Origin of the sequence: Sphaerisporangium aureirubrum (assembly GCF_042658925.1) — a bacterium.
Taxonomy (GTDB): domain Bacteria; phylum Actinomycetota; class Actinomycetes; order Streptosporangiales; family Streptosporangiaceae; genus Sphaerisporangium; species Sphaerisporangium aureirubrum.
Genome location: NZ_JBHSRF010000025.1, coordinates 74283 through 95714, shown reverse-complemented (window position 1 = coordinate 95714; position 21432 = coordinate 74283). Strand labels below are relative to the sequence as shown.

The following is a 21432-nucleotide window of genomic DNA, read 5'->3' as shown; positions in this document are numbered from 1 at the left end:
AAGCCCCCACGCCGGCACCGCGCCTGCCCCCCCACGACCGGCACCGGCCGCCCTCCGCGGCACCGGCATGGGTCACGCCGCCGGGCGCGGGGGTGACCGTCGCCGGTTGTTCTCCCTAGCCGTAGGTCGGGTGCTGCGGCCAGCCGGCCGGGGAGTCCTCCCAGTCCTGCATGCGGCCGTAAGGGGTCAGGTCGAAGATGCTGTTGGTGAAGACCAGGCGGTCCACGCCGCGGGAGGTGGTGTTGTAGGTGCGGTAGACGTGGTCGCCGTCGCGGAGGAAGACGGAGAGCATGAAGCCGCCACCGGCACCGGAGTCCTCGGCGAAGGTCGTCCCACGGGAGGACACGAACGGAAGCGTCCAGCCCTTCTTCGCCTTGTACTCCTCGATCTGGGCCAGCGGCATGTTGGAGACGGTCACCCAGGTGATACCCCGGTCCGCGAACGCGGGCAGGGCGGTCGGGGGGACGTTGTCGGTGAACGCCGTGCAGCCGGGGCAGTAGTGGTCCGGGCCGTTGTCCATGAACTGGTAGACGACCAGCTCGTCACGACCCTCGAAGAGGTCGAGCAGGGTCTTCGGCCCGCTGGGGGTGTCGAAGACGTAGTCATGGCCGAACTCGACCATGGGCAGCCGCCGGCGCCGGGCGGCCAGCGCGTCCTGAGCACGGGTGGCTTCCTTCTCGGCCTTGAGCAACTCGTCCCGCGCCTGCTGCCATTCCCCTGCCGAAACGATCTTAGGTTTCTCCATGCGGCCATTGTTGCGGCGAGGACCGACAAAAAGCGTCAGTGACCTCAGGTTGGAGGATCGCCAGGTATTCGTGATCCTCGTGAAGAAGCTCACATAGACCAGGTCGAGGCCGGGGGTGAACGCGGCCACCCCCGGAGATCTTCCCCAGGGTCAGCCCGGTGCCGGTCAGCAGTAGCAGCCCGGCCGACGCCGCGGCGCCCGCTCTCAGCCCTCCGTCCGCCCAGCCACGCCCCCCGCACGCCCCATCGCCCGCAGGTGAGTCGTACTTCTATCCGTCGCCGCCTCATTACGGAAACCCCGACGTGTGTGCTCGTCGCTGAAACGGTCCTCGCAAAGAACGCGCTTCGCGCGAAGCCGCAAGGGCTGTTCCTATGCGGGGGACACCCCCGCACCCCCGAGCCTGCCAGGCGCACCGTACTCCACCGTGATGCGTTGCAGCCACGCCCCCAGACCCACTCCGGTCCACGCCCCCAGGTCCACTCCGGTCATGGCGGACACCCCGACGTGTGTGCTCGTCGGTGAAACGGTCCTCGCAAAGGACGCGCTTCGCGCGAACGGCGCAAGGGCTGTTCCCATGCGGGGGACACCCCCGCACCCCCGAGCCTGCCGGGCGCACCGTGCTCCACCGTGATGCGTTGCGGTGCACGCCCCCAGATCCACTGCGGTCCACGCCCCCGGCGTACAGTCCCCGGTTCTCGTCGCCCCATTGGGGGTCTGTGCAGCGGCGCCGAGGCAGCGGGACGTGGTACGGCGAATCCGGCGCCGTGCTACGGCGGCGAACCAGCCCTCCAGCCAGCGGTCCTTCCCCGCGACAGCCTCCGGGACGACCACAGCACAGGAATCAACAAGATCAAGACCCGTACAACCTGGCGTGGACGAGCCCACCCGTTTCTCGCTCCCAGCTCGTCCATCATTGCCCGCCCAAACCCGTGCGGCGTTCCGATGGGTACCCCCCTTCGCGCAGCCGCCGCCGGCGGCGGCGATCTCAGCGGAGCGGCCGGGCGCCAGTCTGACCCTGTCAGGGCCGCGAGCACGGCCAGCGTCATGAGCATCGTCGACGAGGTCGTCCTGCGGATGCTGCGCGCCAGATGAACTGGATCATCGCTGTATTTCCGGGATACCTGTTGCCGAGTCGCGACGAGAGATTCCGTGCCGGTAAACACGACGTTCTCCGGGCTGTGCGGGCGGGCAGGGCGCCAGGGGCGGCAGAATCCAAGGAGTGCGACCGGAACCGGGAGCTGTACGCCGGAGGCCTGGACCGGAACGTGTCGCCGGTGGAGCACGGTGCGCCCGGCAGGACCCGGGGGTGCGGGGGTCCCCCCGCATAAGCACAGCCCTTGCGGCTCCCCGCGCGAAGCGCGCCCTTCGCAAGGACCATTTCATCGGCGGGCACACACCCGGGGTTGTCCGCCGTACGACGGCGCCGGACTCGCCGCACCACGTCCCACCATCTCGGAGCCAGAGAGACCGCTCACCTGCAGAGGGTCAGAACGGCAGGAAAGGCCCGGAACGTGTCGCCGGTGGAGCACGGTGCGCCCGGCAGGACCCGGGGGTGCGGGGGTCCCCCCGCATAAGCACAGCCCTTGCGGCTCCCCGCGCGAAGCGCGCCCTTCGCAAGGACCATTTCATCGGCGGGCACACACCCGGGGTTGTCCGCCGTACGACGGCGCCGGACTCGCCGCACCACGTCCCGCCGCCTCGGCGCCGGAGAGAGACCGCACGCCTGCGGGCCGGGGGTGGGACGGGCCGGGGGGACGGGCCGGGGGGACGGGCCGGGGGGACGGGCCGGAGGTGGCGGGGGTTTTGGCTGTGGGGTGGGGGCGGTTGTTGGGTTGGGGGTGGGGGGAGTTTTTGTGCATGGGTGGGGCCGGGTCCGCTGTATTTGTGGCGGGCCCGGCCCTGTGTTGGTCCCCGTCGGTGATCCTGGCTTCGGCTTTTTTGTGGCGCGAGGCGGTTTTGGGGGCTGCACCCGGGTCGTGAGCCGATTGGAACATGTGAGGTGAGGCGGTCGGCGCTTGATTTTCGTCGGCTCGTTTTTGGCGTCGTGTCGCAATACCGGTTCAGTGCGTCACTCGGCCGGCTTTTTGCTGGGACTCACATACTCGATCCGGAGAGGGAGGGGTTGCGGCGTACGAAAGCGCGGACGGCGAAGAGGGCGACGGCCATGAGGAGGATGTAGGTCGGCAGGCCCACTGCGACCTGGCGGGCCATTTCCATGGGCACGCTGACGGGGGCGGCGGTCGACGGCAGGACCTGGCCGGTTCCCCAGAGCTTGCTGACCGTGTCGGCGAGCCAGGTGCCGCGGCCCACCAGCAGGTCGTGCATGAACGGGCCCGGAGCGGTGACGAGCGCGAACATGGCGCCGCCGATGGCCACGTACAGCACCGGGCGGACCGTGCGTGCCGCCTGCGAACCGCTCGGCGCCACCGAGGCTACGGTGGCGAGCGGCAGGATGACGGCGAGCGCGGGGGCCAGGCCGATGAAGCCGGCCGTGGAGTCCAGCAGCCAGTGCAGCCAGTGGCTGATCGCCGGGCCGCCTTCGCCGAGGTAGATGCCGTGGTACCAGAACATGATCGCGCCGCCGCCGTACGCCAGGATGACCGTGGTGATGAGCAGGGCCACCCAGGCCAGCCGCGTGCGGTAGAACCCGAGGACGGTCGAGAGCAGCCGCTGCGGCCGGATCGCGCCTCTGAGCAGGCCCATTACGCCGGTGTCGCGAGGGTCGAAGAGATCGGCGGCCCTGAACCCGCCGCTCACGGCGGGATCGTATGCCAGGTGTGCGCTGATCCGTGTCTTCCTTGTGTCCATCTCTGGCCCATCTCGGTTGTCGATATACGGTGAACTGAGCACGGTAAATCGGACGCCATTAATTCGCGTCAACGGATACCCACGTGATCGAATATGACGCTGCCGGGAGAGCGGCTTCCGTACAACGAGCACAGGCGATCCGGCCCAGGCCGCGGAAAGTGGACATTCGCCCCTGCCAGGCCCGGCCGGAAACGCTGCGAACGGACAATAACACTCTTTTACAGCCGACATATCTTTAGTCAGCTCAAGAGTTGAGCAAACGGGCCCTCACAACCAAACTTAGGGCCTGGTGAATCCAATCCGTTCGCGAGACCCCTAGGGGTAAATACGCATGAAAAATACATTACCGAATGAGGCTCGGTTTGTTAGGAAGCGGGCCGGGCCGGGCTCAGGTCGCCGCCCGCGTGCACCGACGGCAGCGCCGGGCAGCCGTTCTCGCGGGCCGAGCGGCGGGCGAGACCAGGGGTCGCGCCCGTGCCGACGACGCGGCCCCCGGACACGGCGACCCACGGCTCGTCGCGGGGCGGGGCGGCCAGTGCCGCCGTCAGCGCCGGGTCGGGGGTGAGGGCGGGCGGTGCCGGGGACTCCCGTTCCGCGGTACGGCGCTCGCGGTGGCCGGTGGCGCGCCACAACACGTACTGCGCGACGACGACGGGGCCGAGGACCGTGAGCAGCGGCACGCCTTCGGTGAGGACGCCCCGGGCGAACAACGCGGAGAGCGCGGCGGTGACGGCGACGCCGGCCAGCGCGGCCACCAGGCCCGCGGTGCGGCCGAAGGAGCGCCGCGCGACGAGCGGGAACAGCACCAGCATCATCAGGTCGCCGAGGCCGACGGCGACCGGCACCGGCCCGTCGCCGAGGACCAGCAGCGGGGCGAACGGCAGCCCGCGCACCTCGGCGAAGAACCGGGTCATGACCGTGGTGGCCACCGTGGCCACCAGGTCGTAGACGGTGAGCAGCGCCGCGAACAGCGCGACGTGACCGGCGCGCATGCCGCTCTGCGACCAGAGGCTTGTGACGGCGACGACGCCCGCCGCCAGCATGCAGTCGGTCAGGACCGTGACCGCGACGGTCGCGCCGGTGAGCGCCGCCGCCCCGGTGGCCAGGCAGAGCACCGCCGAGACGGCCCACGCGCGGCGCCCGCCGACGAGGGGCGCCAGGGCCAGCTGGACCGCCGACAGCAGCACCAGCCCGAACACCCCGGCGACGACGGGGCCGGGCAGATGGAGGTAGGCGAGCGGCGCCACCACCACGACGGCGAAGATGACGACCATGTCGGGGTAGGTGTAGGTGCCGACCGGCGGGCGGGGCAGCCGGTACCGCGCGCAGTAGGCCGCGGCGACCGCGATCAGCACGGCGACCAGGGCGACCATGGCCGCCGACAGCAGCGGCGAGGGACCGGTCACGGACGCGCTCCGGCGGGTACGGGCGCCGCGGGGTGCCGGTCGAACGAGTGCTCGCGGAGGTCGGCGCGCAAGGGCGGGGTGGGGGGCATGGCGTCCAGGTCCTCGTGGAGGACGATCCCGCCGAGGGGCAGCCCGCGGGCGGCGGCGGCCTCCTCCAGCCGCGCCGACAGCCGGGAGGACCGGTGCCGGGCCAGGACGTGCAGCAAGGGGCCACCCGGCTCGGGCACGAGGGCGTACCTGGCGGGGAGGGCGACATCCGGCTCGGCGTCCAGGATCTCCAGCACCTCCCTGCGCGGCACCGCGAGGCTCAGCGGCCCGTCGTAGCGGCCGAGGATGTCCGACGTCGCCGGGATCGCGGCCAGCTCACAGGCGGGCGAGGCGCCGAGCCGGCGGACCAGATCGCCGGTGGCGTACCGCAGCAGGAGCGTGCACTCCCGGTACGGCAGCAGCGGGGTCACCACGAGGCTCCCCGTCTCGCCCGGCGCCACCGGCCGGTACGTCACCGGGTCGAGCACCTCCACGTGGGCGAACTCGGTGCTGTGGTGCAGGTGCCCGGCGGAGCAGAGCCGCGCGCCGGCGGGCATCGACTCGGTCAGCACGTACCCGGTCTCGGGCTCGACGCCGAACACCCGCCGCGCGCGCACGCGCAGCGCGTCGCTGAGCACCTCTCCCCCGGACTGAAGCGACAGCAGCCCGAAGTCGGCCGCACACCAGCCCCCCTGCTCGGCCGCGGAGACCAGCGCGGCGAGGTAGGAGGTGTTCACGGTCAGATGGGTGATCTGGCGCGCCGGACCGGGCAGCGGCAGCGGAGCCGCCAGCCGCTCCAGGGTGACCTCCGGGTCGAGGGTGCCGAGTTGCACGAACGTGGCGCCGACCGCCATCACCGCGGTGCTGACGCAGAGCACGGGGATCGTGCCGCGCGAGGAACCGGCGTAGGCGAGCACGTGCCCGGGGCGCAGTCGCTGGCCGAGCACCGCCGAGATCGTGTTCAGCGCCACCATCATGTCCACCTCACGCCGGCTGAGCCAGACGTGCGTCGGGGTGCCGCTGGTGCCGGTCGTCAGGGCGAGCAGCGCCGGCTCGACGCCGGCCGCCACGAAGGCCGCCGGCATGCCGCGCAGCGCCGCCTTCGGGGTGACCGGGAGCGCCGTCCAGGATTCCAGGGTCAGTTCCTGCGGCCGCACGCCGAGGCCGGCGAACATCGCCTGGTAGTACGCGGTGCGGGTGGCGGCGCGCCGCGCGGTAAGCCGCAGCCCCCGTGTCAGCACGGTGCGGCGTACCTCCGGGTCGGTGGCGCCCTGTTGTCCGGGCAGCAGCGCCGACCCCTCGCCGGGCTCGCCGAACTCCCTGATCGTGGCCACCAGGTCACGGGCGATGCGGGCCAGGCTCTCGACGGGCATCCGGTCGCCACGCAGCAGCCCGGCGGCGTACCGGAGCTGGCTCACGGCGCTGGCGAACATCGGCTGGACCTCCGTTGCGGACGCCCGGGGCCGCACTGCGAGCGGCCCCGGGCGATCGGTGGATCAGGTGCTGAAGACGAACATGGCAGCGGTGAGGGTGCTGAGCGCGTACTTGAAGTAGTGCTTGACCATTGGATCTTCTCCTTTCCGAATCACCGGTTCATTCCACGCCGCGCTCCGGGGCGGGCGTGGCCGTTGGGGAAGGGGAACGCCATCGGACAGGACTGGCGGAACCGTGCGGGCTCCTGGGGTCCACGTGCGGGAACGGTGTCGGGCGAGGCTCCGCGACCGGCCCCGGGAGGACGTCCGTTCCGCCCCGGAGAGGTCGTGCCGGCGCTCACAGTGAATCACCGCGACAGGCCGCCCGGTACAGATTCGATCAGGCTCGAAAGTGATTTACAGTGCCTCATGATTACCGTTAAGTTCGACGTTTCCGGCCTGGCCCGCACCAGGATCGCGCCCTCTCCGGCGTTCGAGATCACCTCCTGGCTGCGCCTCACCGCCGCCAACCGGCGCCACCCGGTGCTCGGCATGGCGGGCGCCTCCGCCCGGTACGCGTTACGCGACCCGGACGTCGCCCTGATCGCGGCGGTGATGCCGCCGGGCCCGCTGGGCTACGTCCTGGACATGCTGACGCCGCGGCCCGCCGCGGGCCCGTGGGAACGCGTGCTCGCCGGGCAGCTCGACGTCATCAGCCAGACGCCCCGGGAGACGACGGCGGAGCAGCTGCTGGAGGAGCGCTACCCGAACGGGGGCATGCCGGACGGCGTCCGGCGCGTCATGGAGAACGGCACGTTCGCCCGGCGAGCCGCCGACGGCCTGCGCCGTTTCTGGCTGACGGCGCTCGCCGACCAGCACAAGGCGCTGGCGGAACGGCTGGCGGCGGACGTGGCGGCGCGGGCGCATCTGATGGCCACGCGCGGGGTGGGCCACGTGCTGGAGTCCCTGCACCCCGACCTCGACTGGGGCCCCGAGGAGATGCGCATCGTCAAGCCGTACGACGGGGCCAGCGACCTGAGTGACAGCGAGCTGGTCCTGTCGCCGTCGCTGCTCGGATGGCCCAACCTGCACGTGCAGGTGTGCGACCCCCTGGACGCGTTCATCGCCTACCCGGCGGGCGGGCCCGCCGCCGCGCCGAAGGCGGACGCCGCGCTGTCTGGCCTGATCGGCACGAGCCGGGCCGCGATCCTGCGCGACCTCGGCTCGTCCCGCTCGACCACCGAGCTGAGCCGGCGCCACCGGCTGGCCCCCTCGACGGTGTCGTACCACCTGAGCGTGCTGCTCGACGCCGACCTGGTGAGCCGCATGCGCCTCGGGCCCGCGGTGCAGTACCGGCGCACCCGGGCCGGCGACGCCCTGCTCCGCGACGCCCGCTGACGTCCCCGCCGCCGTCAGGCCACAAGCCCGGACGAGGCGGTCCAGGTGTTGCACGAGCGCGGGTTCCTGGACTTGTAGCCCCTGTCCAGCCAGCGGACGATGCTCTTGCCTCTGCCTTCCTTGCCGGGCTTCTTCCCCTCGTCCCCGTTGATTCTCATCAGGTCCAGCAGCGCTGGCCAGCTCTCCGCGTCACGGGCCGCGGTCTTCCAGACTGCCCCGAGGAACACCCCGCCGAGGCAGTACGCCTGAAGGGAGTACCGGCGGTACAGCTCGTTCAGCTCGGGCCGTGTGGAGTAGTCGACGGTCTGGAAGCCGTCGCCGATTCCGGTGAGCTCCTGCACATGACGCCCGTAGAGGCTCGCGGCGAGCTGGAAATGGTAGATCTCACGGACCTTGAGGTAGTACTTGTCCGCCAGGATCGCGGCGGTGGAGTTCTCCTCGCAGTACGACGCGGCCTGCGTCTTCTCCCACTTGTCACCGCAGAACCGCCGCCCCTTGGTGATGACGGTCAACTTGGCGGGCTTGAAATCCAGCCCCGCCTTGCCGAAATAAGCGCCCCACCCCTTGTTCAGGCACCCCCAGAGCGCCTTCAGCGTTTTCACGGCCGCCTTGGTGTTCTCCGTGCTGAGCGCCCCCTGCTTGCAGGAGAAACGGGGAAGGACACCGCTCTTGTACAACTTGTTGGACGTGAGGACCGGCGCGTCCCTGACCGGGTACGCCCCCGCGGAGGCCTCCGCCCCCGAGAGGAAAAGCGAGCCCAGAAGCCCGGCCACCACGATGATCGTCAATTTTGTCCGCACGAGTCCCGGACTATAGGTCACCGGTCGAACAGCGATCAACCGCTCATATCGGAATGTGATGACGACACGGGACGACCAGGTATTTCCGCCTGACCGTTATCTCAGGTCCGGAATCCGGGTCAGGAGAGGTTGGGCAGAGCGCCGCCGTAACGGCGGTCGCGTTTGGCGTAGATTTCGCAGGCCTGCCAGAGGTCTCGGCGGTCGAAGTCCGGCCAGAGCTGGTTGAGGAACACCATTTCGGCGTAGGCGGATTGCCAGAGCAGGAAGTTGGAGATTCGTTGCTCGCCGGAGCTGCGGATGAAGAGGTCGACATCGGGGATGTCGGGCTCGTCCAGGTAGCGGGCGAAGGTGCGTTCGGTCACCTTGTCGGGCTTCACGCGGCCGGCGGCGATGTCCTTGGCGAGGCTGGTGGCGGCATCGATGATCTCGGCGCGGCCGCCGTAGTTGACGCAGAACTGCAGGGTGATGGTGCGGTTGTTCTTGGTCATCTCCTCGGCGTCCTGGAGTTCGCCGATGACGCTCTTCCAGAGGCGGCCGGGGCGGCCGGCCCAGCGGATGCGCACGCCCATGGCGTTCAGCTCGTCGCGGCGGCGGCGGATGACGTCGCGGTTGAAGCCCATGAGGAAGCGGACCTCCTCCGGCGAGCGGCGCCAGTTCTCGGTGGAGAAGGCGTAGGCGGAGAGGTTGGGGATGCCGATCTCGATGGCGCCTTCGATGACGTCGAAAAGGGAGGACTCGCCCGCCTTGTGGCCTTCGGTCCTCGGGAGGCCGCGCGCCTTGGCCCAGCGGCCGTTGCCGTCCATGACGATCGCGACGTGCTTGGGGAGCAGGTCGCGGGGGATCGGCGGGGGGACGGCCCCGGACGGGTGGGTGGCGGGCGGACGGACGTTCACGGTGCGGCTCTCTCCTGGATGTGTGGCGGAACTCGGGAAACGGGACTCAGACGCGCTCGACGTGGCGCAGGGAGCGGATGCCGTGCTCCAGGTGCCACTGGAGGTAGGCGGCCACGAGGCCGCTGCACTCGGTGCGGTGGCGGGACTCGGAGGCGTCGGCGGCGGCCCAGTCGCCGCGGATCAGGGCGATCATGAGCCCGATCGTCTCGGCGGCGGGCACCGCGGCGCCCGGGGGCCGGCATCCGCCGCACACCACGCCGCCCGCGGCGATGGCGAACGCCCGGATCGCCGGGGTGTCGCACCGGGCGCACGAGTCGAGCGCGGGGGCGTACCCGGCGACGGCCAGGGAGCGCAGGAAGTAGGCGTCCAGGACGAGCCTGGCCTCGTGGCCCCGGTCGGCGAGGGTGCGCAGCCCGCCGACCAGCAGCAGGAACTGCCGCAGGTTGGGCTCCTTCTCGCCGACGGTGAGCCGGTCGGCGGTCTCCAGCATGGCGACGCCCGCGGTGTAGCGGGGGTAGTCGCTCACCAGGGCCTCGCCGTACGGCCGGAGCGTCTCGGCCTGGGTGATCACGTCGAGCGAGCGGCCGACGTGGATCTGCAGGTCGACGTGGGTGAACGGCTCGAGCCGGGCGCCGAACCGGGAGGTGGTGCGGCGCACGCCCTTGGCGACGCCGCGTACCTTGCCGGTGCGCTTGGTGAGCACCGTGACGATACGGTCGGCCTCACCCAGCTTCTGGGTGCGCAGCACGACGCCCTCGTCGCGGTAGAGGTTCACCATGCCAGTCTAGAGAGGCGACGGCCCGCGCCGTGCGGTCACCTGTCGACAGCCCACGACAACGGCGTGGTGCGGAGTGGATCGATGTGGCTGCCGATATGCGACGAATGTGTCTCGGTGGATTCCCGATGACGTCGCGCGTGAGAACAGTCACTAAACTTTCCCCCCTGCGGCGACACCCCCCTCGCTCGCCTACCGCCTCTGCACCCCAGCCTGAAAGGGTGACATGACCCGCGTGGTCCTGCTGGGCTCCTCGCCCGGCCCGATCGGTTCCGCCGAGCCGCCCGTCCCGCCCGCCCGCCTGGCGCTGACATCGCTGCCCGGATCACCCACCGTGCTAGGCCGGTTGTACGGCCAGCTCACCTCGATGGACGCCGAGCCGCTCGCCATCGCCCGCCCGGGCGACGCCGGCGACTTTCGCGCGTACCCCGGCCGGGTGGTGGAGTCGCCCGATCTCGCCGGGGACCTGAGAGCGCTTGCCGACGCCGCCGAACAGGCGACGGAGAACCTCTTCATCATCCCCGCGTGCTCCGTCACGCACGACGAGCTGATCTACCAGATCACCAAGAGCAAGCGGGGCGCCCTGGCACTGATCGCCAAGGAGCCGCGCGAGGGGGAAGACAACGGAGAGAACGGCGACAACGGCGACAACGAGTCGGCCCGGGAGGAGGCCGTCCCGATCGAGGAGGCCGAACCCGAGATCGGCCAGAGGCTCCACGAGGGCCTGCCGGTCCGCCTGCGCGCGGGCCGTTCGCGCGTCGTGTCGGCCGGTTCGGCGTACCACGCGGTCACCCGGCCGAACGCCGTGGCGCTCGGCCCCCTCCACCTGCACCAGCGCCACGCCGCGACGCTGGCGGAGGCGGCCCGTGAGCTGGCGGACATGGCCCACCTGTTCGGCCCCGAGGACGACCTCGTGCAGCTGCTGGTGCTCGGCCTGGTGCGCCGGGGCGTCTCGATGGGCCTGCGCGGCCGGCGGGACCTCTTCTTCACCCGGGTCGCCACCCAGGAGGACGCGGACGCCGCCACGCTGGCCATGTCCGGGTACGACGAGGACCGCGCCCGGCTGAACAACGCGGTCAAGGGCGCCGACGGCTTCTTCACCACCTACTTCGTCAGCACCTACTCCCGCTTCATCGCCCGCTGGGCGGCGCGGCGCGGCCTGACGCCCAACCAGGTCACGATGATCTCCATCGCGCTCGGCGTGCTGGCGGCGCTGGCGTTCGCCACCGGCAACCGGGCCGGGTGGGTCGCGGGCGGCGTGCTGATCTACTTCGCGTTCGTGTTCGACTGCGTGGACGGCCAGGTCGCCCGGTACGCCCGCAAGTTCGGCGTGCTCGGCGCCTGGCTGGACGCGACGTTCGACCGCGCCAAGGAATACATCGTCTTCGCGGGCCTGGCGGTGGGCGCGACCGTCGCCGGTCAGGGTGACGTGTGGACACTGGCGCTGATCGCCCTGGCGCTGCAGTCGGTGCGCCACCTGCTGGACTTCTCGTTCGGCGCGGCCAACCGGCGCAAGCCGCCCGCGCCGCTGCCCACGCTGGCGCTGAACGTCGTGGACGACCGGCCGCTGCGCGAGGAGCTGAGCAAGCGCAAGACGAGCAAGACGACGACCGTGCGCAGCCTGCTGCGGCTCTGGTCCCAGGCGGGGCGGTTCCGCGCCGTCCACTGGGCGCGTAAGATGATCGTCTTCCCGATCGGCGAGCGGTTCGCCGTCATCGCGATCACCGCGGCCGTGTTCGAGCCCCGGGTCACGTTCCTCACGCTCTTGATCTGGGGCGGCATCGCCGCGCTCTACACGCTCACCGGACGTCTGACGAGGTCGCTCGCATGATCACTCACCCGCAGACCGCCTCCGTGCCGCTCCCCGACCCCGACGAGGAGCGGCGGCGGGTCCAGACGGCCCGCCTGCTCGCCTACCGTGACGACGGCCCGCTGGTGGCCGCGGTCCGCGACCGCATCGGGCCCGGGCTGCCGCCGGTGCCCGCCACGCTGGTCGCCCTGGTCGCCGTCGTGGTGATCGGCCTCACCGGCGTGCTGGACCCCGGCACGGGGTGGGTCATGCTCCTGCCGGCGCTGGTCATGGCGGTGCTGGTGATCCCGACGGCGCCGCGCGACCACCTCGGGCGGTTCGACTGGCTGGTGCCGCCGCTGATCCGCGGCACCGAGTTCGCGGTCGTCATGCTGCTCGGGCTGGCGGCGGACACGCCGAAGTGGCTGCTGTTCGCGCTGATCTACGTGGTGGGGTACCACACCTACGACACGGTGTACCGCACGCGGCAGAGCATCTGGCCCGCGCCGTGGGTGTTCCAGGCCGGGCTCGGCTGGGAGGTGCGGCTGCTGCTGCTCGGGGCGGGGGCGGCGTTGGGGCTGCTCACCTGGGTGGCCGGGGCCCTGACCCTCTACCTCGGCGTGCTGTTCGCGTTCGAGAGCGTGACCAGCTGGCTGCGGCTGGACAAGGAGTCGGCGCTGGCCCAGGCCGGGGACGACCTGGAGGCCTCGCCGGAGGACGCCATGGAGCAGGCGACGGGCGACGCCGAGAAGCAGTAGTCTCCGCGACTCGCTCCGCTGTGGCGTGGCACCCGGGCGTCCCGGTGCCACGCCACAGGGCTGTATACAGGTCAGCGTGGAGCTGGATGCGCTGGACCGTGCGATCGTCAAGGCCCTGGTCGACGACGCTCGTTCAACATATGCCGAAATAGGCAATCAAATCGGACTGTCGGCGCCTGCCGTGAAGCGCCGCGTCGACCGTCTGCTCAGCAGTGGCGCCATCACCGGCTTCACCGCGCGGGTCGAGCCGTCCGCCCTCGGCTGGACCACCGAGGCCTACGTCGAGCTGTTCTGCCGCGGCAAGACCTCCCCCACCGAGATCGGCCTGGCCGTGTCCCGCCACCCCGAGGTGGTCTCCGCCTGCACGATCACCGGCGAGGCCGACGCCCTGCTGCACATCCGCGCCAGGGACGTGCGGCACGTCGAGCAGGTGATCGAGCGCATCGCCTCCGAGCCGTTCGTGGTCCGCACCAAGAGCGCCATCGTCCTGTCCCGCCTGATCGACACCCCGCACGTCCGCGACGGCGCCCCGACCCAGTGACCACCCGGCCGGGTGGCAGGCCGTGTGTCGGGCCTGTGACAGGGGCGTGACGAGGCCGTCTCGGCGCAACGGATCGCCGTCGCGGCCGGTGTGGACGCAATCGATCGCAGATGAGGCGCAAGGTGCGCGGCTGGCTAGCCCGTATCCCCGTTCTTAGGCTGTAGCCATCCCTGACCAGCGGATTTCCGATGGCTTCCGACGGAGTGATACATGGCGCCCAGCCGGCATTTCCTGATGTGCCGACCCGAGTTCTTCGCGGTCGAGTACGCGATCAACCCCTGGATGGACCCCGCCGCGGGGGCCGACGCCGCCACGGCGGTGCGTCAGTGGGAACGGCTGAAGGACGCGTACGAGGAGCTCGGGCATCAGGTCAGCCTGATCGATCCCGTCGACGGGCTGCCGGACATGGTGTTCGCGGCCAACGGGGCCCTGGTGGTCGGCGGACGGGTCTACGGGGCGCGGTTCGCCACGGCGGAGAGGGCGGCGGAGGGGCCGGCGTACCTGGAGTGGTTCGAGCGGAACGGATACGCCACGAGGCTGGCCGCGACGGAGACCAACGAAGGGGAAGGGGACTTCCTCACGCTGGACGAGGTGATCCTGGCCGGGACCGGGTTCCGCACGGCGGTCGCGGCGCATCAGGAGGCGCAGGAGTTCCTCGGTCGGCCGGTGGTGACCCTGCGGCTGACCGATCCCCGGTACTACCACCTGGACACGGCGCTGTTCCCCCTCGACGGGCGCAACGTGGCGTACTACCCGGGGGCGTTCTCGGCGGGGAGCCGTGAGGTGCTGCGGCGGATGTTCCCCGACGCGGTCCTCGCCTCGGCCGAGGACGCCGCCGTGCTCGGCCTGAACGCGGTCAGCGACGGCGAGAACGTCGTGGTCAACATGGAGGCCGGCGAGCTGGCCCTGGAGCTGAAGCGCCGTGGGCTCAACGTCATCCCCGTCGACCTTAGCGAGTTGCGCAAGGCCGGCGGCGGGCCCAAGTGCTGCACACTGGAGATCCGGCCATGAGCGTGACGGGCGACCTGATCGAGCGCGCGGAACGGCACAGCGCGCACAACTACCACCCGCTGCCCGTGGTGGTCCGCGAGGCGCGCGGCGCCTGGGTCACCGACGTGGAGGGCAGGCGGTACCTCGACTGCCTGGCCGGGTACTCGTCGCTGAACTTCGGGCACGGCAACGAGGAGATCCTCAAGGCCGCCGAGGACCAGCTCAGGCGGGTCACCCTGACCAGCAGGGCCTTCTTCCACGACCGGTTCGCCGGCTTCTGCGAGGGCCTGGCGGCGCTGTGCGGCAAGGACATGGTCCTGCCGATGAACACCGGAGCCGAGGCGGTGGAGACCGCGATCAAGGTGGCCCGCAAGTGGGGCTACGAGGTCAAGGGCGTGCGCCCGGACAAGGCCAACATCGTGGTCATGGAGGACAACTTCCACGGCCGCACCACCACCATCGTGAGCTTCTCCACCGATCCCGACGCCCGGGACGGCTTCGGGCCCGCCACGCCGGGCTTCCGCATCGTGAAGTACGGCTCGGCGGAGGCGATCCACGAGGCCATCGACGCCGACACCGTGGCGGTGCTGCTGGAGCCGATCCAGGGCGAGGCGGGCGTGCTGGTGCCGCCGGACGGCTACCTGCGGCAGGTCCGCGACATCTGCACCGAGAACGACGTGCTGCTCATCGCGGACGAGATCCAGTCCGGCCTCGGCCGCACCGGTGACACCTTCGCCTGCGACCACGAGGGCGTCGTGCCGGACATGTACGTCCTGGGCAAGGCGCTCGGCGGCGGCGTGGTCCCGGTCTCGGCGGTGGTGGCGGACGCGGACGTGCTCGGCGTGATCAAGCCGGGGCAGCACGGCTCGACGTTCGGCGGCAACCCGCTGGCCTGCGCGGTCGGCCACACCGTCGTGGAGCTGCTGCGGACCGGCGAGTACCAGGCCAGGGCTCGGGAACTCGGCGCGGTGCTGCACGAGCGGCTGCGCGCCCTGATCGGCCCGGCCGGGCAGGGCGGCCACGGCGTGGTCGCGGTGCGCGGGCGCGGCCTGTGGGCGGGCGTGGACATCGACCCCACGCTCGGCACCGGCCGCCAGGTCTGCGAGATCCTGCTGCGCCACGGCGTGCTCGCCAAGGACACCCACGGCTCCACCATCCGCCTGGCCCCGCCGCTGGTCGTCTCGGCGGAGGACCTGCACTGGGCGGCCGACCGCCTGATCGACGCCCTGGCGGAGCTCGCCGGGACGGCCCACTGACGGCCCGGCGGGACGGCAGGCTGAACGGCCCGGCGCGCCGGCGGTCAGCGTGACATGGGAGGCGCGGTGAGGGGGATCTCGACCAGCTTCTCGTAGAGCGGGCGGGCGGTGTGCCAGCGGACCGCGGCGGACCGTCCGTCCAGGTCCAGGGTCGCCAGCACGTTGGGGAACCACGGCCCGTCGGTGATCTTCCAGCGGAAGGCCCGCCGGGGCAGCCGCGCCGTGCGGGCCAGCAGCCCGCCGACCAGGGTGGCGACGCCGAACTGCCCGACCACGTTGGCGAACCGCACCACGCGGCTCAGCGGGTTGCGGATGGGCGAGCAGACCGCCTGGTAGATGCGGGCGTGGTTCAGGTCGCCGGTGGCGGACGTGGCCGCCGCCAGGTAGGAGTAGTGCACGTCGCCGGACAGCAGCACGATCGTGGCGGGCGCCCGGCCGCGCCGTCCGGCGGAGATGTCGATCAGCAGGGACCCCAGGCGGTCGAACGACTTGCGGAATGCGCCCCAGTGCTCCAGGTCGATGGCCTGGCGGATCCTCTCGGCCACCAGCGCGGCCCTGCGCCCCCACGCGCCGCCCGCGACGGCCTCGTTCCAGCTCTCCACGTCGAAGATGCCGCTCGGCAGGAACACCGGCACCGACGAGCCGATGAGCAGGTGGTCCACGTCGCCGGTGGCGCGCTCGGCGAACCACTCCCACTCCGCGTCGTCCACCATGCTGCGCCGGTCGGGGTCGAGCCGGCGGGCGCACCGGGTGTCCAGCATGATCAGCCGGTTGTGGCCGACGTCCCGGCTGTAGCTCCACCGGTTGGACGAGGGGTCGGCGTCCGCCAGCGCGGCGAACTCGTCCAGGGTCGCGCCGCCGTCCACGTCGCCCGCGGTGATCTTCGCGTACGTCGGGTCGGCCTCGCGCTCGGACGGGGACAGGTTGCCGATGTGCTGGTAGATCCAGTACGCGCCGAGCGCGGCCACCACGCGGCTGCTCCACCAGGGCACCTGGGCGATCTCGCGCCGCCAGGTGGCCGAGGTGTTCCAGTCGTCGCGCACGTCGTGGTCGTCGAAGATCATCGCGGTGGGCACCACGGACAGCACCCAGCGGACCAGCGGCTCGGTCCACGCCTGCCGGTACAGCTCGGCGTACTCGTCGAAGTCCACGATCTCGTCGGGGCCGTCGTCGCGCCTGGCCCGGATGAAGGCGAGCATCTCGGCCGACAGCTCGTCGGCGTACACCTGGTCGCCGAGGAACAGCAGCAGGTCGACCGGGTCCTCGCCCTCCATCAGCCGCTTGCCGTACTCGCGCAGCACGTCCACGCCGTGGGTGGCCTCGTGCGCCTCGTCGTGCGGCACGGTGGTGCGGCAGGAGCCGAACGCCACCTGGCGCAGGTCGGTGACCGGCCGGATGCGGCTCGGCGGGAAGTCGTCCAGGGGCCAGACCTGGTCGCCGTCCAGCTCGACGGTGTACTCACCGGTCTCCCCCACCTCGGTGACGGCGTAGTGGTGGCCGTGCACGGTGAAGGTGCGGGCGGTGGCGCGGACGCCGTTCACCACGACGGCCACCTCGCACGGGGAGCTCGTCTCCACCCAGACGGACGAGCCGTCCTCGTCGGCGTAACGCAGCATCGGGCCCACAAGCAACTCGGGCACGGAACCTCCTTGTCGAGCACGGTCATGCACTGCCGAGCAGCGTTACGCACCTTATGCGTATTCCCGGCGACGGATCACCCGTCCAGGGAACGGACGAGTTCCTCCAGGTCGCGCATCAGCCGCTCGGTGCGGGCCGCCCCGTACCCGGCCAGGATGACCCGGTGGTGCTCGGCGATCCCCGCCTCCAGGCGGCCGAGGAGGTCACTGCCCCGGGATGCCAGGAATACCGCCACCTTTCGCCGGTCGGCCGGATCGTGCCCCCGGTAGACCAGGGCGCGGTCCACCAGGCGGTCCACGGCCTTGGTCAGCGTGGGGTGGGGCATCAGGACCGCCTCGGCCAGCTCGCCCATGGAGTGGCCGCGGCCGTCGGCGAGGGCCTGGAGGATGCGCCACTGGTCGACGGTGACGTCCTCGGCGGCCAGGGCCGCCGCCAGGGCGCGGTTGACGCTGCGCTCGGCGCGGCTCAGGAGATACGCCAGGGAAGAGCCGAGTCCCGTCACCACCATGGGCTCCCTTCGTCCGGGCGTGAGCAAGGAGGATACTCTTGCGCGTGGCCGAGCACGTCACGATGGTCATCGATCCCCTGGAAGCACACCTGCTCCAGGCCGGCACGCTGCGTGTCGGCCTGGTCGTGCCGGTCTCCGGGGTCCTCGGCATGCTCGGGCCGTGCGCCATCAACTGCGCGGTGCTGGCCGCCGCCGAGGTCAACGCCGAGGGGGGCGCGCTCGGCAGGCCGGTGGAGCTGGTCCTGATCGACGGCGGCCGCGACCCCGCACTGGTCGCCGGGGAGGTCGCCGGGCTGGTGCGGGCCGGGGCGGTGCAGGCGCTGGTCGGCACGCACGCCAGCGACGTGCGGGTCATGGTGGAGCGCGCGGTGCGCGGCGCCGCGCCGTTCGTCTACACCCCGCCGTACGAGGGCGGCAGGCGGCCCTCCGGGGTGTACTTCCTCGGCGAGCCCGCGTCGCGGCAGGTGGGGCCGGGGCTGGACTGGCTGGTGGCCCATCGGCGTGCCCGGCGGTGGTTCCTGATCGGCAACGACTACGTGTGGCCGCGCCTGGTGCACGCTTCCGCGCGGGCCCACCTGCGCGAACGCGGGGCGACGGTGGCCGGTGAGCGGCTGGTGCCGTCCGGCACGGCCGACATGGGGCCGCTGGTGCGCGAGGTGGCCGCGCTGCGGCCGGACGCGGTGCTGCTCAACCTGATCGGCAGCGACCTGATCGCCTTCAACCGGGCGTTCACCGCGTACGGGCTGGCGTTGCCGCGGCTGTGCGGGGCCCTGGAGGAGCACGGGCTGCTCGCCATCGGCGGCGACACCACCGGCGAGCTGTACGCCGCGATGGGGTACTTCGGCAGCGTCGCCACCGACGCGGGGCTCGGGCTGGTCGAGAGGTACACCCGGATGTTCGGGCCGGACGCCCCGCTGCTCAACGCGCACGGGCACGGCTGCTACGAGGGCGTGCGGATGGTCGCGGCGCTGGCCCGGCGCGCCGGCTCGCTGGCCGTGCCCGCCGTGGAGGCGATCGCGGACGGCACCACCGTCGTCACCGGGCGGGGCCTGCTCACGCTGACCGGCCGGGAGGTGCGGCAGCGGGTGTACGTCGGGCGGGCCGACGGGCTGGACTTCGACGTGGTCACCTCGGCCTGATCCGGGGGGCATTGTCACTCGCGTGTAAATCTTTCAAGAGAAACCTTTTCGAATTCAAGGATACGCCCTATGGTACGGCTCTGCCCCGCGTTTCGAAGGAGCCGTCCATGTCCTCCACCCCCGAGACCTCGTCCATGCCCGCGTCCGGCGAGGGCGTGGAGCGCTTCGGCTACAAGCAGGAGCTCCAGCGGTCCCTCAGCTACAGCGACCTGCTGATCTACGGCCTGATCTTCATGGTGCCGATCGCGCCGTTCGGCATCTTTGGCGGCGTCTTCCAGGCCTCCGGCGGCATGGTGGCGCTGGCGTACGTCATCGGCATGGTCGCCATGGCGTTCACCGCGCTGTCGTACGCCCAGATGGCGCGGGCGTTCCCGATGGCCGGCTCGGTCTACACCTACACCGGGCGCGGCATCTCCCCGCCGGTGGGCTTCCTGGCCGGGTGGGTGATCCTGCTGGACTACGTGCTGGTGCCCGCCCTGCTGTACCTGGTGGCGAGCGCGGCCATGGCGTCGTTCGTGCCCGCCGTGCCGATCTGGGTGTGGCTGATCGGGTTCATCGTGCTGAACACCGGGGTCAACTACTTCGGCATCAAGATGACCGCGCGCACCAACAAGATCATGCTGATCGGCGAGCTGATCGTGCTGGCGGTCTTCCTGGTGATCGGCGCGGTCGCGCTCGCCCAGGGCAAGGGCCACGGGGACTTCTTCAGCCCCCTGTACGACTCCTCCACCTTCTCCTGGTCGCTGGTGTTCGGCGCGGTGTCGGTCGCGGTGCTGTCGTTCCTCGGCTTCGACGGCATCTCGATGCTGGCCGAGGAGAGCCGCGAGGACTCCCGGCGCCTCGGCCGCTCCATGGTGATGGCGCTCGCGGTGGCCGGCGTGCTGTTCATCGTGCAGACCTGGGTGGCGGCGCTGCTGGTGCCGGACCGGGCGGGGCTGCTGGCCAACGGCGACCCGGCGGGCACCGCGTTCTACGACACCGCCGAGTACGCGGGCGGGCACTGGCTGAGCGTGCTGACCGCCGTCACCACCGCCGTGGCGTGGGGCTTCGCCAACTCGCTGGTCGCCCAGGCCGCCACCTCGCGCCTGCTGTTCGCCATGGCCCGCGACCGGCAGCTGCCCGCCTTCCTCGGCAAGGTGCACCCCACGCACAAGGTGCCGGTCAACGCCACCCTGCTGGTCGCCCTGGTCTCCCTCGGCCTCGGGCTGTACATGACCACCCGTGACGACGGCATCACCCTGCTCAGCAGCCTGGTGAACTTCGGCGCGATGACCGCGTTCCTCGCGCTGCACGTGTCGGTGGTGTGGCACTACGTCATCCGGCGCGGCAGCCGTGACTGGTGGCGCCACCTGATCGCCCCCGCCATCGGGTTCCTCATCCTGCTGTACGTCGTCATCAACGCCAAGGTCGCGGCCCAGGTGCTCGGGTTCGTCTGGCTGGCCATCGGCGTCGTCGTGCTCGCCGGGGCGTACCTCCTCGGCCGCCGCCCCACCCTGTCCGCCGTCGACACGGAGGTGTCCGAGTGAACGTCGTCTCCTACCGCCCCGCCCCCGAGGAGCTGTCCTTCACCTTCGGCGGGCGGCCCGCCGTCCGCCGGGTGGCGCCGGGCACGGTGCTGGAGATCTACACCGAGGACTGCTTCGGCGGGCTGGTGCGCACGGTGGACGACCTGCCGTCGAAGGTGTGCGAGTTCCCCTACCTCAACCCGGTCACCGGCCCGTTCCACGTGGAGGGGGCTGAGCCCGGCGACACCCTCGCGCTGCACTTCGTGAGCATCCGGCCCGCCCGCGACTGGGCGGTGTCCACGACGTTCCCCCACTTCGGCGCGCTGACGGGCACCCACACCACGGCCATGCTCCAGCCCGCGCTGGAGGAGGTCGTGTGGATGTACGAGGTGGACACCGAGACGGGCACGGTGCGGTACCGGGCCCGGCGCGGCGACTTCACCGTGGAGATGCCGCTGGACCCGATGCACGGCACGGTCGGCGTGGCACCCGGGGCGTCCGAGGCCCGGATGACGATCACCCCGGACGCGCACGGCGGCAACATGGACACCCCCGAGCTGCGGGCCGGCGTCACCGTCTACCTCGGCGTCAACGTCCCGGGCGGCCTGTTCGCCGTCGGCGACGGCCACTGCCGCCAGGGCCACGGCGAGGTCTGCGGCACAGCGGTGGAGGCGGCGATGAACACCGTCGTCGCCGTCGAGCTCATCAAGGGCGCCGTCACCCCCTGGCCGCGCCTGGAGGACGACGAGCACCTGATGTCCACCGGGTCGGCGCGCCCCCTGGAGGACGCCTACCGGATCAGCCAGCACGACATGGTCACCTGGGCGGCCTCCCTGGCCGGCCTGGACGAGCTGGACGCGTACCAGCTGGTCAGCCAGGGCGGCGAGGCCCCCGTGGGCAACGTGTGCGACACCAACTACACCATGCTCGCCAAGATGCCCAAGCGCTACCTCGGCCGCCCCGAGGTGTACGAGGGCGCCCACACCCGCCTGCGCGCCCTTGGCGAGCAGTACCTCGGCGGCCGCTGACGCGCCGGAGAGGCCG

19 protein-coding genes are annotated in these 21432 nt (G+C 71.3%); 10 read left to right on the top strand and 9 right to left on the bottom strand.

Translation table 11 applies throughout. The annotated features are described in order from the left end of the window. Window positions 1-115: 115 nt before the first annotated feature. Entirely contained in the window at window positions 116-745 is a 630-nt protein-coding gene (locus ACFP1K_RS18725; protein ID WP_380754799.1) for a DUF899 domain-containing protein, read from the bottom strand. A 942-nt stretch (window positions 746-1687) separates the two neighbouring features. Between ACFP1K_RS18725 and ACFP1K_RS18720 the strand changes: the two genes are divergently transcribed. Continuing rightward, window positions 1688-1837 carry a hypothetical protein gene (locus ACFP1K_RS18720; RefSeq protein ID WP_380754796.1) on the top strand — a complete coding sequence of 50 codons (150 nt, stop codon included), beginning with the start codon at window positions 1688-1690 and terminating at the stop codon, window positions 1835-1837. Window positions 1838-2839: 1002 nt separating this feature from the next. Here the strand turns inward: ACFP1K_RS18720 and ACFP1K_RS18715 are convergent. The 3 genes from ACFP1K_RS18715 to ACFP1K_RS18705 form a co-directional block, all read right to left on the bottom strand. Continuing rightward, on the bottom strand, window positions 2840-3502 hold the full coding sequence (locus ACFP1K_RS18715) for a hypothetical protein (protein ID WP_380754792.1): 663 nt from the start codon (window positions 3500-3502) through the stop codon (window positions 2840-2842). A gap of 416 nt (window positions 3503-3918) precedes the next feature. Then, window positions 3919-4959, bottom strand: a complete 1041-nt coding sequence (locus ACFP1K_RS18710) for a hypothetical protein (protein WP_380754789.1) — start codon at window positions 4957-4959, stop codon at window positions 3919-3921. Then, window positions 4956-6419 (bottom strand): hypothetical protein, encoded by a 1464-nt coding sequence (locus ACFP1K_RS18705; protein WP_380754786.1) that lies wholly within the window; start codon window positions 6417-6419, stop codon window positions 4956-4958. Before ACFP1K_RS18705 ends, ACFP1K_RS18710 begins: the two co-directional genes overlap by 4 nt. Window positions 6420-6827: 408 nt before the next feature. Between ACFP1K_RS18705 and ACFP1K_RS18700 the strand changes: the two genes are divergently transcribed. Further along, on the top strand, window positions 6828-7796 hold the full coding sequence (locus ACFP1K_RS18700) for a DUF5937 family protein (protein WP_380754784.1): 969 nt from the start codon (window positions 6828-6830) through the stop codon (window positions 7794-7796). A gap of 14 nt (window positions 7797-7810) precedes the next feature. Here ACFP1K_RS18700 and ACFP1K_RS18695 read toward each other — a convergent pair whose 3' ends face one another. From ACFP1K_RS18695 to recO, 3 genes are all read right to left on the bottom strand, one after another. Next, entirely contained in the window at window positions 7811-8596 is a 786-nt protein-coding gene (locus ACFP1K_RS18695; protein ID WP_380754781.1) for a hypothetical protein, read from the bottom strand. A gap of 119 nt (window positions 8597-8715) precedes the next feature. Continuing rightward, a complete protein-coding gene (locus ACFP1K_RS18690; RefSeq protein WP_380754778.1) occupies window positions 8716-9489 on the bottom strand; it encodes an isoprenyl transferase in 774 nt (257 codons plus the stop codon). A 46-nt stretch (window positions 9490-9535) separates the two neighbouring features. Next, window positions 9536-10264: a DNA repair protein RecO gene (gene recO / locus ACFP1K_RS18685; protein WP_380754818.1), complete on the bottom strand. Its 729-nt coding sequence runs from the start codon at window positions 10262-10264 to the stop codon at window positions 9536-9538. A 226-nt stretch (window positions 10265-10490) separates the two neighbouring features. On the opposite strand from recO, the gene ACFP1K_RS18680 reads away from it, so the two are divergent. The 5 genes from ACFP1K_RS18680 to rocD all read left to right on the top strand — a co-directional run bounded on the left by ACFP1K_RS18680 (window position 10491) and on the right by rocD (window position 15598). Beyond that, complete coding sequence (locus tag ACFP1K_RS18680) at window positions 10491-12095, top strand: CDP-alcohol phosphatidyltransferase family protein (RefSeq protein ID WP_380754775.1); 1605 nt, start codon at window positions 10491-10493, stop codon at window positions 12093-12095. Next, complete coding sequence (locus ACFP1K_RS18675; protein WP_380754771.1) at window positions 12092-12811, top strand: DUF5941 domain-containing protein; 720 nt, start codon at window positions 12092-12094, stop codon at window positions 12809-12811. Before ACFP1K_RS18680 ends, ACFP1K_RS18675 begins: the two co-directional genes overlap by 4 nt. 76 nt (window positions 12812-12887) lie before the next feature. Further along, window positions 12888-13352 (top strand): Lrp/AsnC family transcriptional regulator, encoded by a 465-nt coding sequence (locus ACFP1K_RS18670; protein ID WP_380754768.1) that lies wholly within the window; start codon window positions 12888-12890, stop codon window positions 13350-13352. A 210-nt stretch (window positions 13353-13562) separates the two neighbouring features. Continuing rightward, on the top strand, window positions 13563-14363 hold the full coding sequence (gene ddaH / locus ACFP1K_RS18665) for a dimethylargininase (protein ID WP_380754765.1): 801 nt from the start codon (window positions 13563-13565) through the stop codon (window positions 14361-14363). Further along, window positions 14360-15598: an ornithine--oxo-acid transaminase gene (gene rocD / locus ACFP1K_RS18660; RefSeq protein WP_380754762.1), complete on the top strand. Its 1239-nt coding sequence runs from the start codon at window positions 14360-14362 to the stop codon at window positions 15596-15598. The genes ddaH and rocD overlap by 4 nt, the downstream gene beginning before the upstream one ends. A gap of 44 nt (window positions 15599-15642) precedes the next feature. Here rocD and ACFP1K_RS18655 read toward each other — a convergent pair whose 3' ends face one another. Then, a complete protein-coding gene (locus tag ACFP1K_RS18655) occupies window positions 15643-17238 on the bottom strand; it encodes an alkaline phosphatase D family protein (protein WP_380754759.1) in 1596 nt (531 codons plus the stop codon). 74 nt (window positions 17239-17312) lie between these two features. Next, window positions 17313-17744, bottom strand: coding sequence for a MarR family winged helix-turn-helix transcriptional regulator (locus ACFP1K_RS18650; protein WP_380754757.1), 432 nt, complete (start codon window positions 17742-17744; stop codon window positions 17313-17315). 44 nt (window positions 17745-17788) lie between these two features. On the opposite strand from ACFP1K_RS18650, the gene ACFP1K_RS18645 reads away from it, so the two are divergent. From ACFP1K_RS18645 to ACFP1K_RS18635, 3 genes are all read left to right on the top strand, one after another. Further along, window positions 17789-18883 carry a substrate-binding domain-containing protein gene (locus ACFP1K_RS18645; protein ID WP_380754755.1) on the top strand — a complete coding sequence of 365 codons (1095 nt, stop codon included), beginning with the start codon at window positions 17789-17791 and terminating at the stop codon, window positions 18881-18883. 107 nt (window positions 18884-18990) lie between these two features. Continuing rightward, window positions 18991-20409, top strand: a complete 1419-nt coding sequence (locus ACFP1K_RS18640; RefSeq protein ID WP_380754751.1) for an APC family permease — start codon at window positions 18991-18993, stop codon at window positions 20407-20409. Continuing rightward, on the top strand, window positions 20406-21416 hold the full coding sequence (locus tag ACFP1K_RS18635; protein WP_380754747.1) for an acetamidase/formamidase family protein: 1011 nt from the start codon (window positions 20406-20408) through the stop codon (window positions 21414-21416). Before ACFP1K_RS18640 ends, ACFP1K_RS18635 begins: the two co-directional genes overlap by 4 nt. Window positions 21417-21432 lie beyond the last annotated feature (16 nt).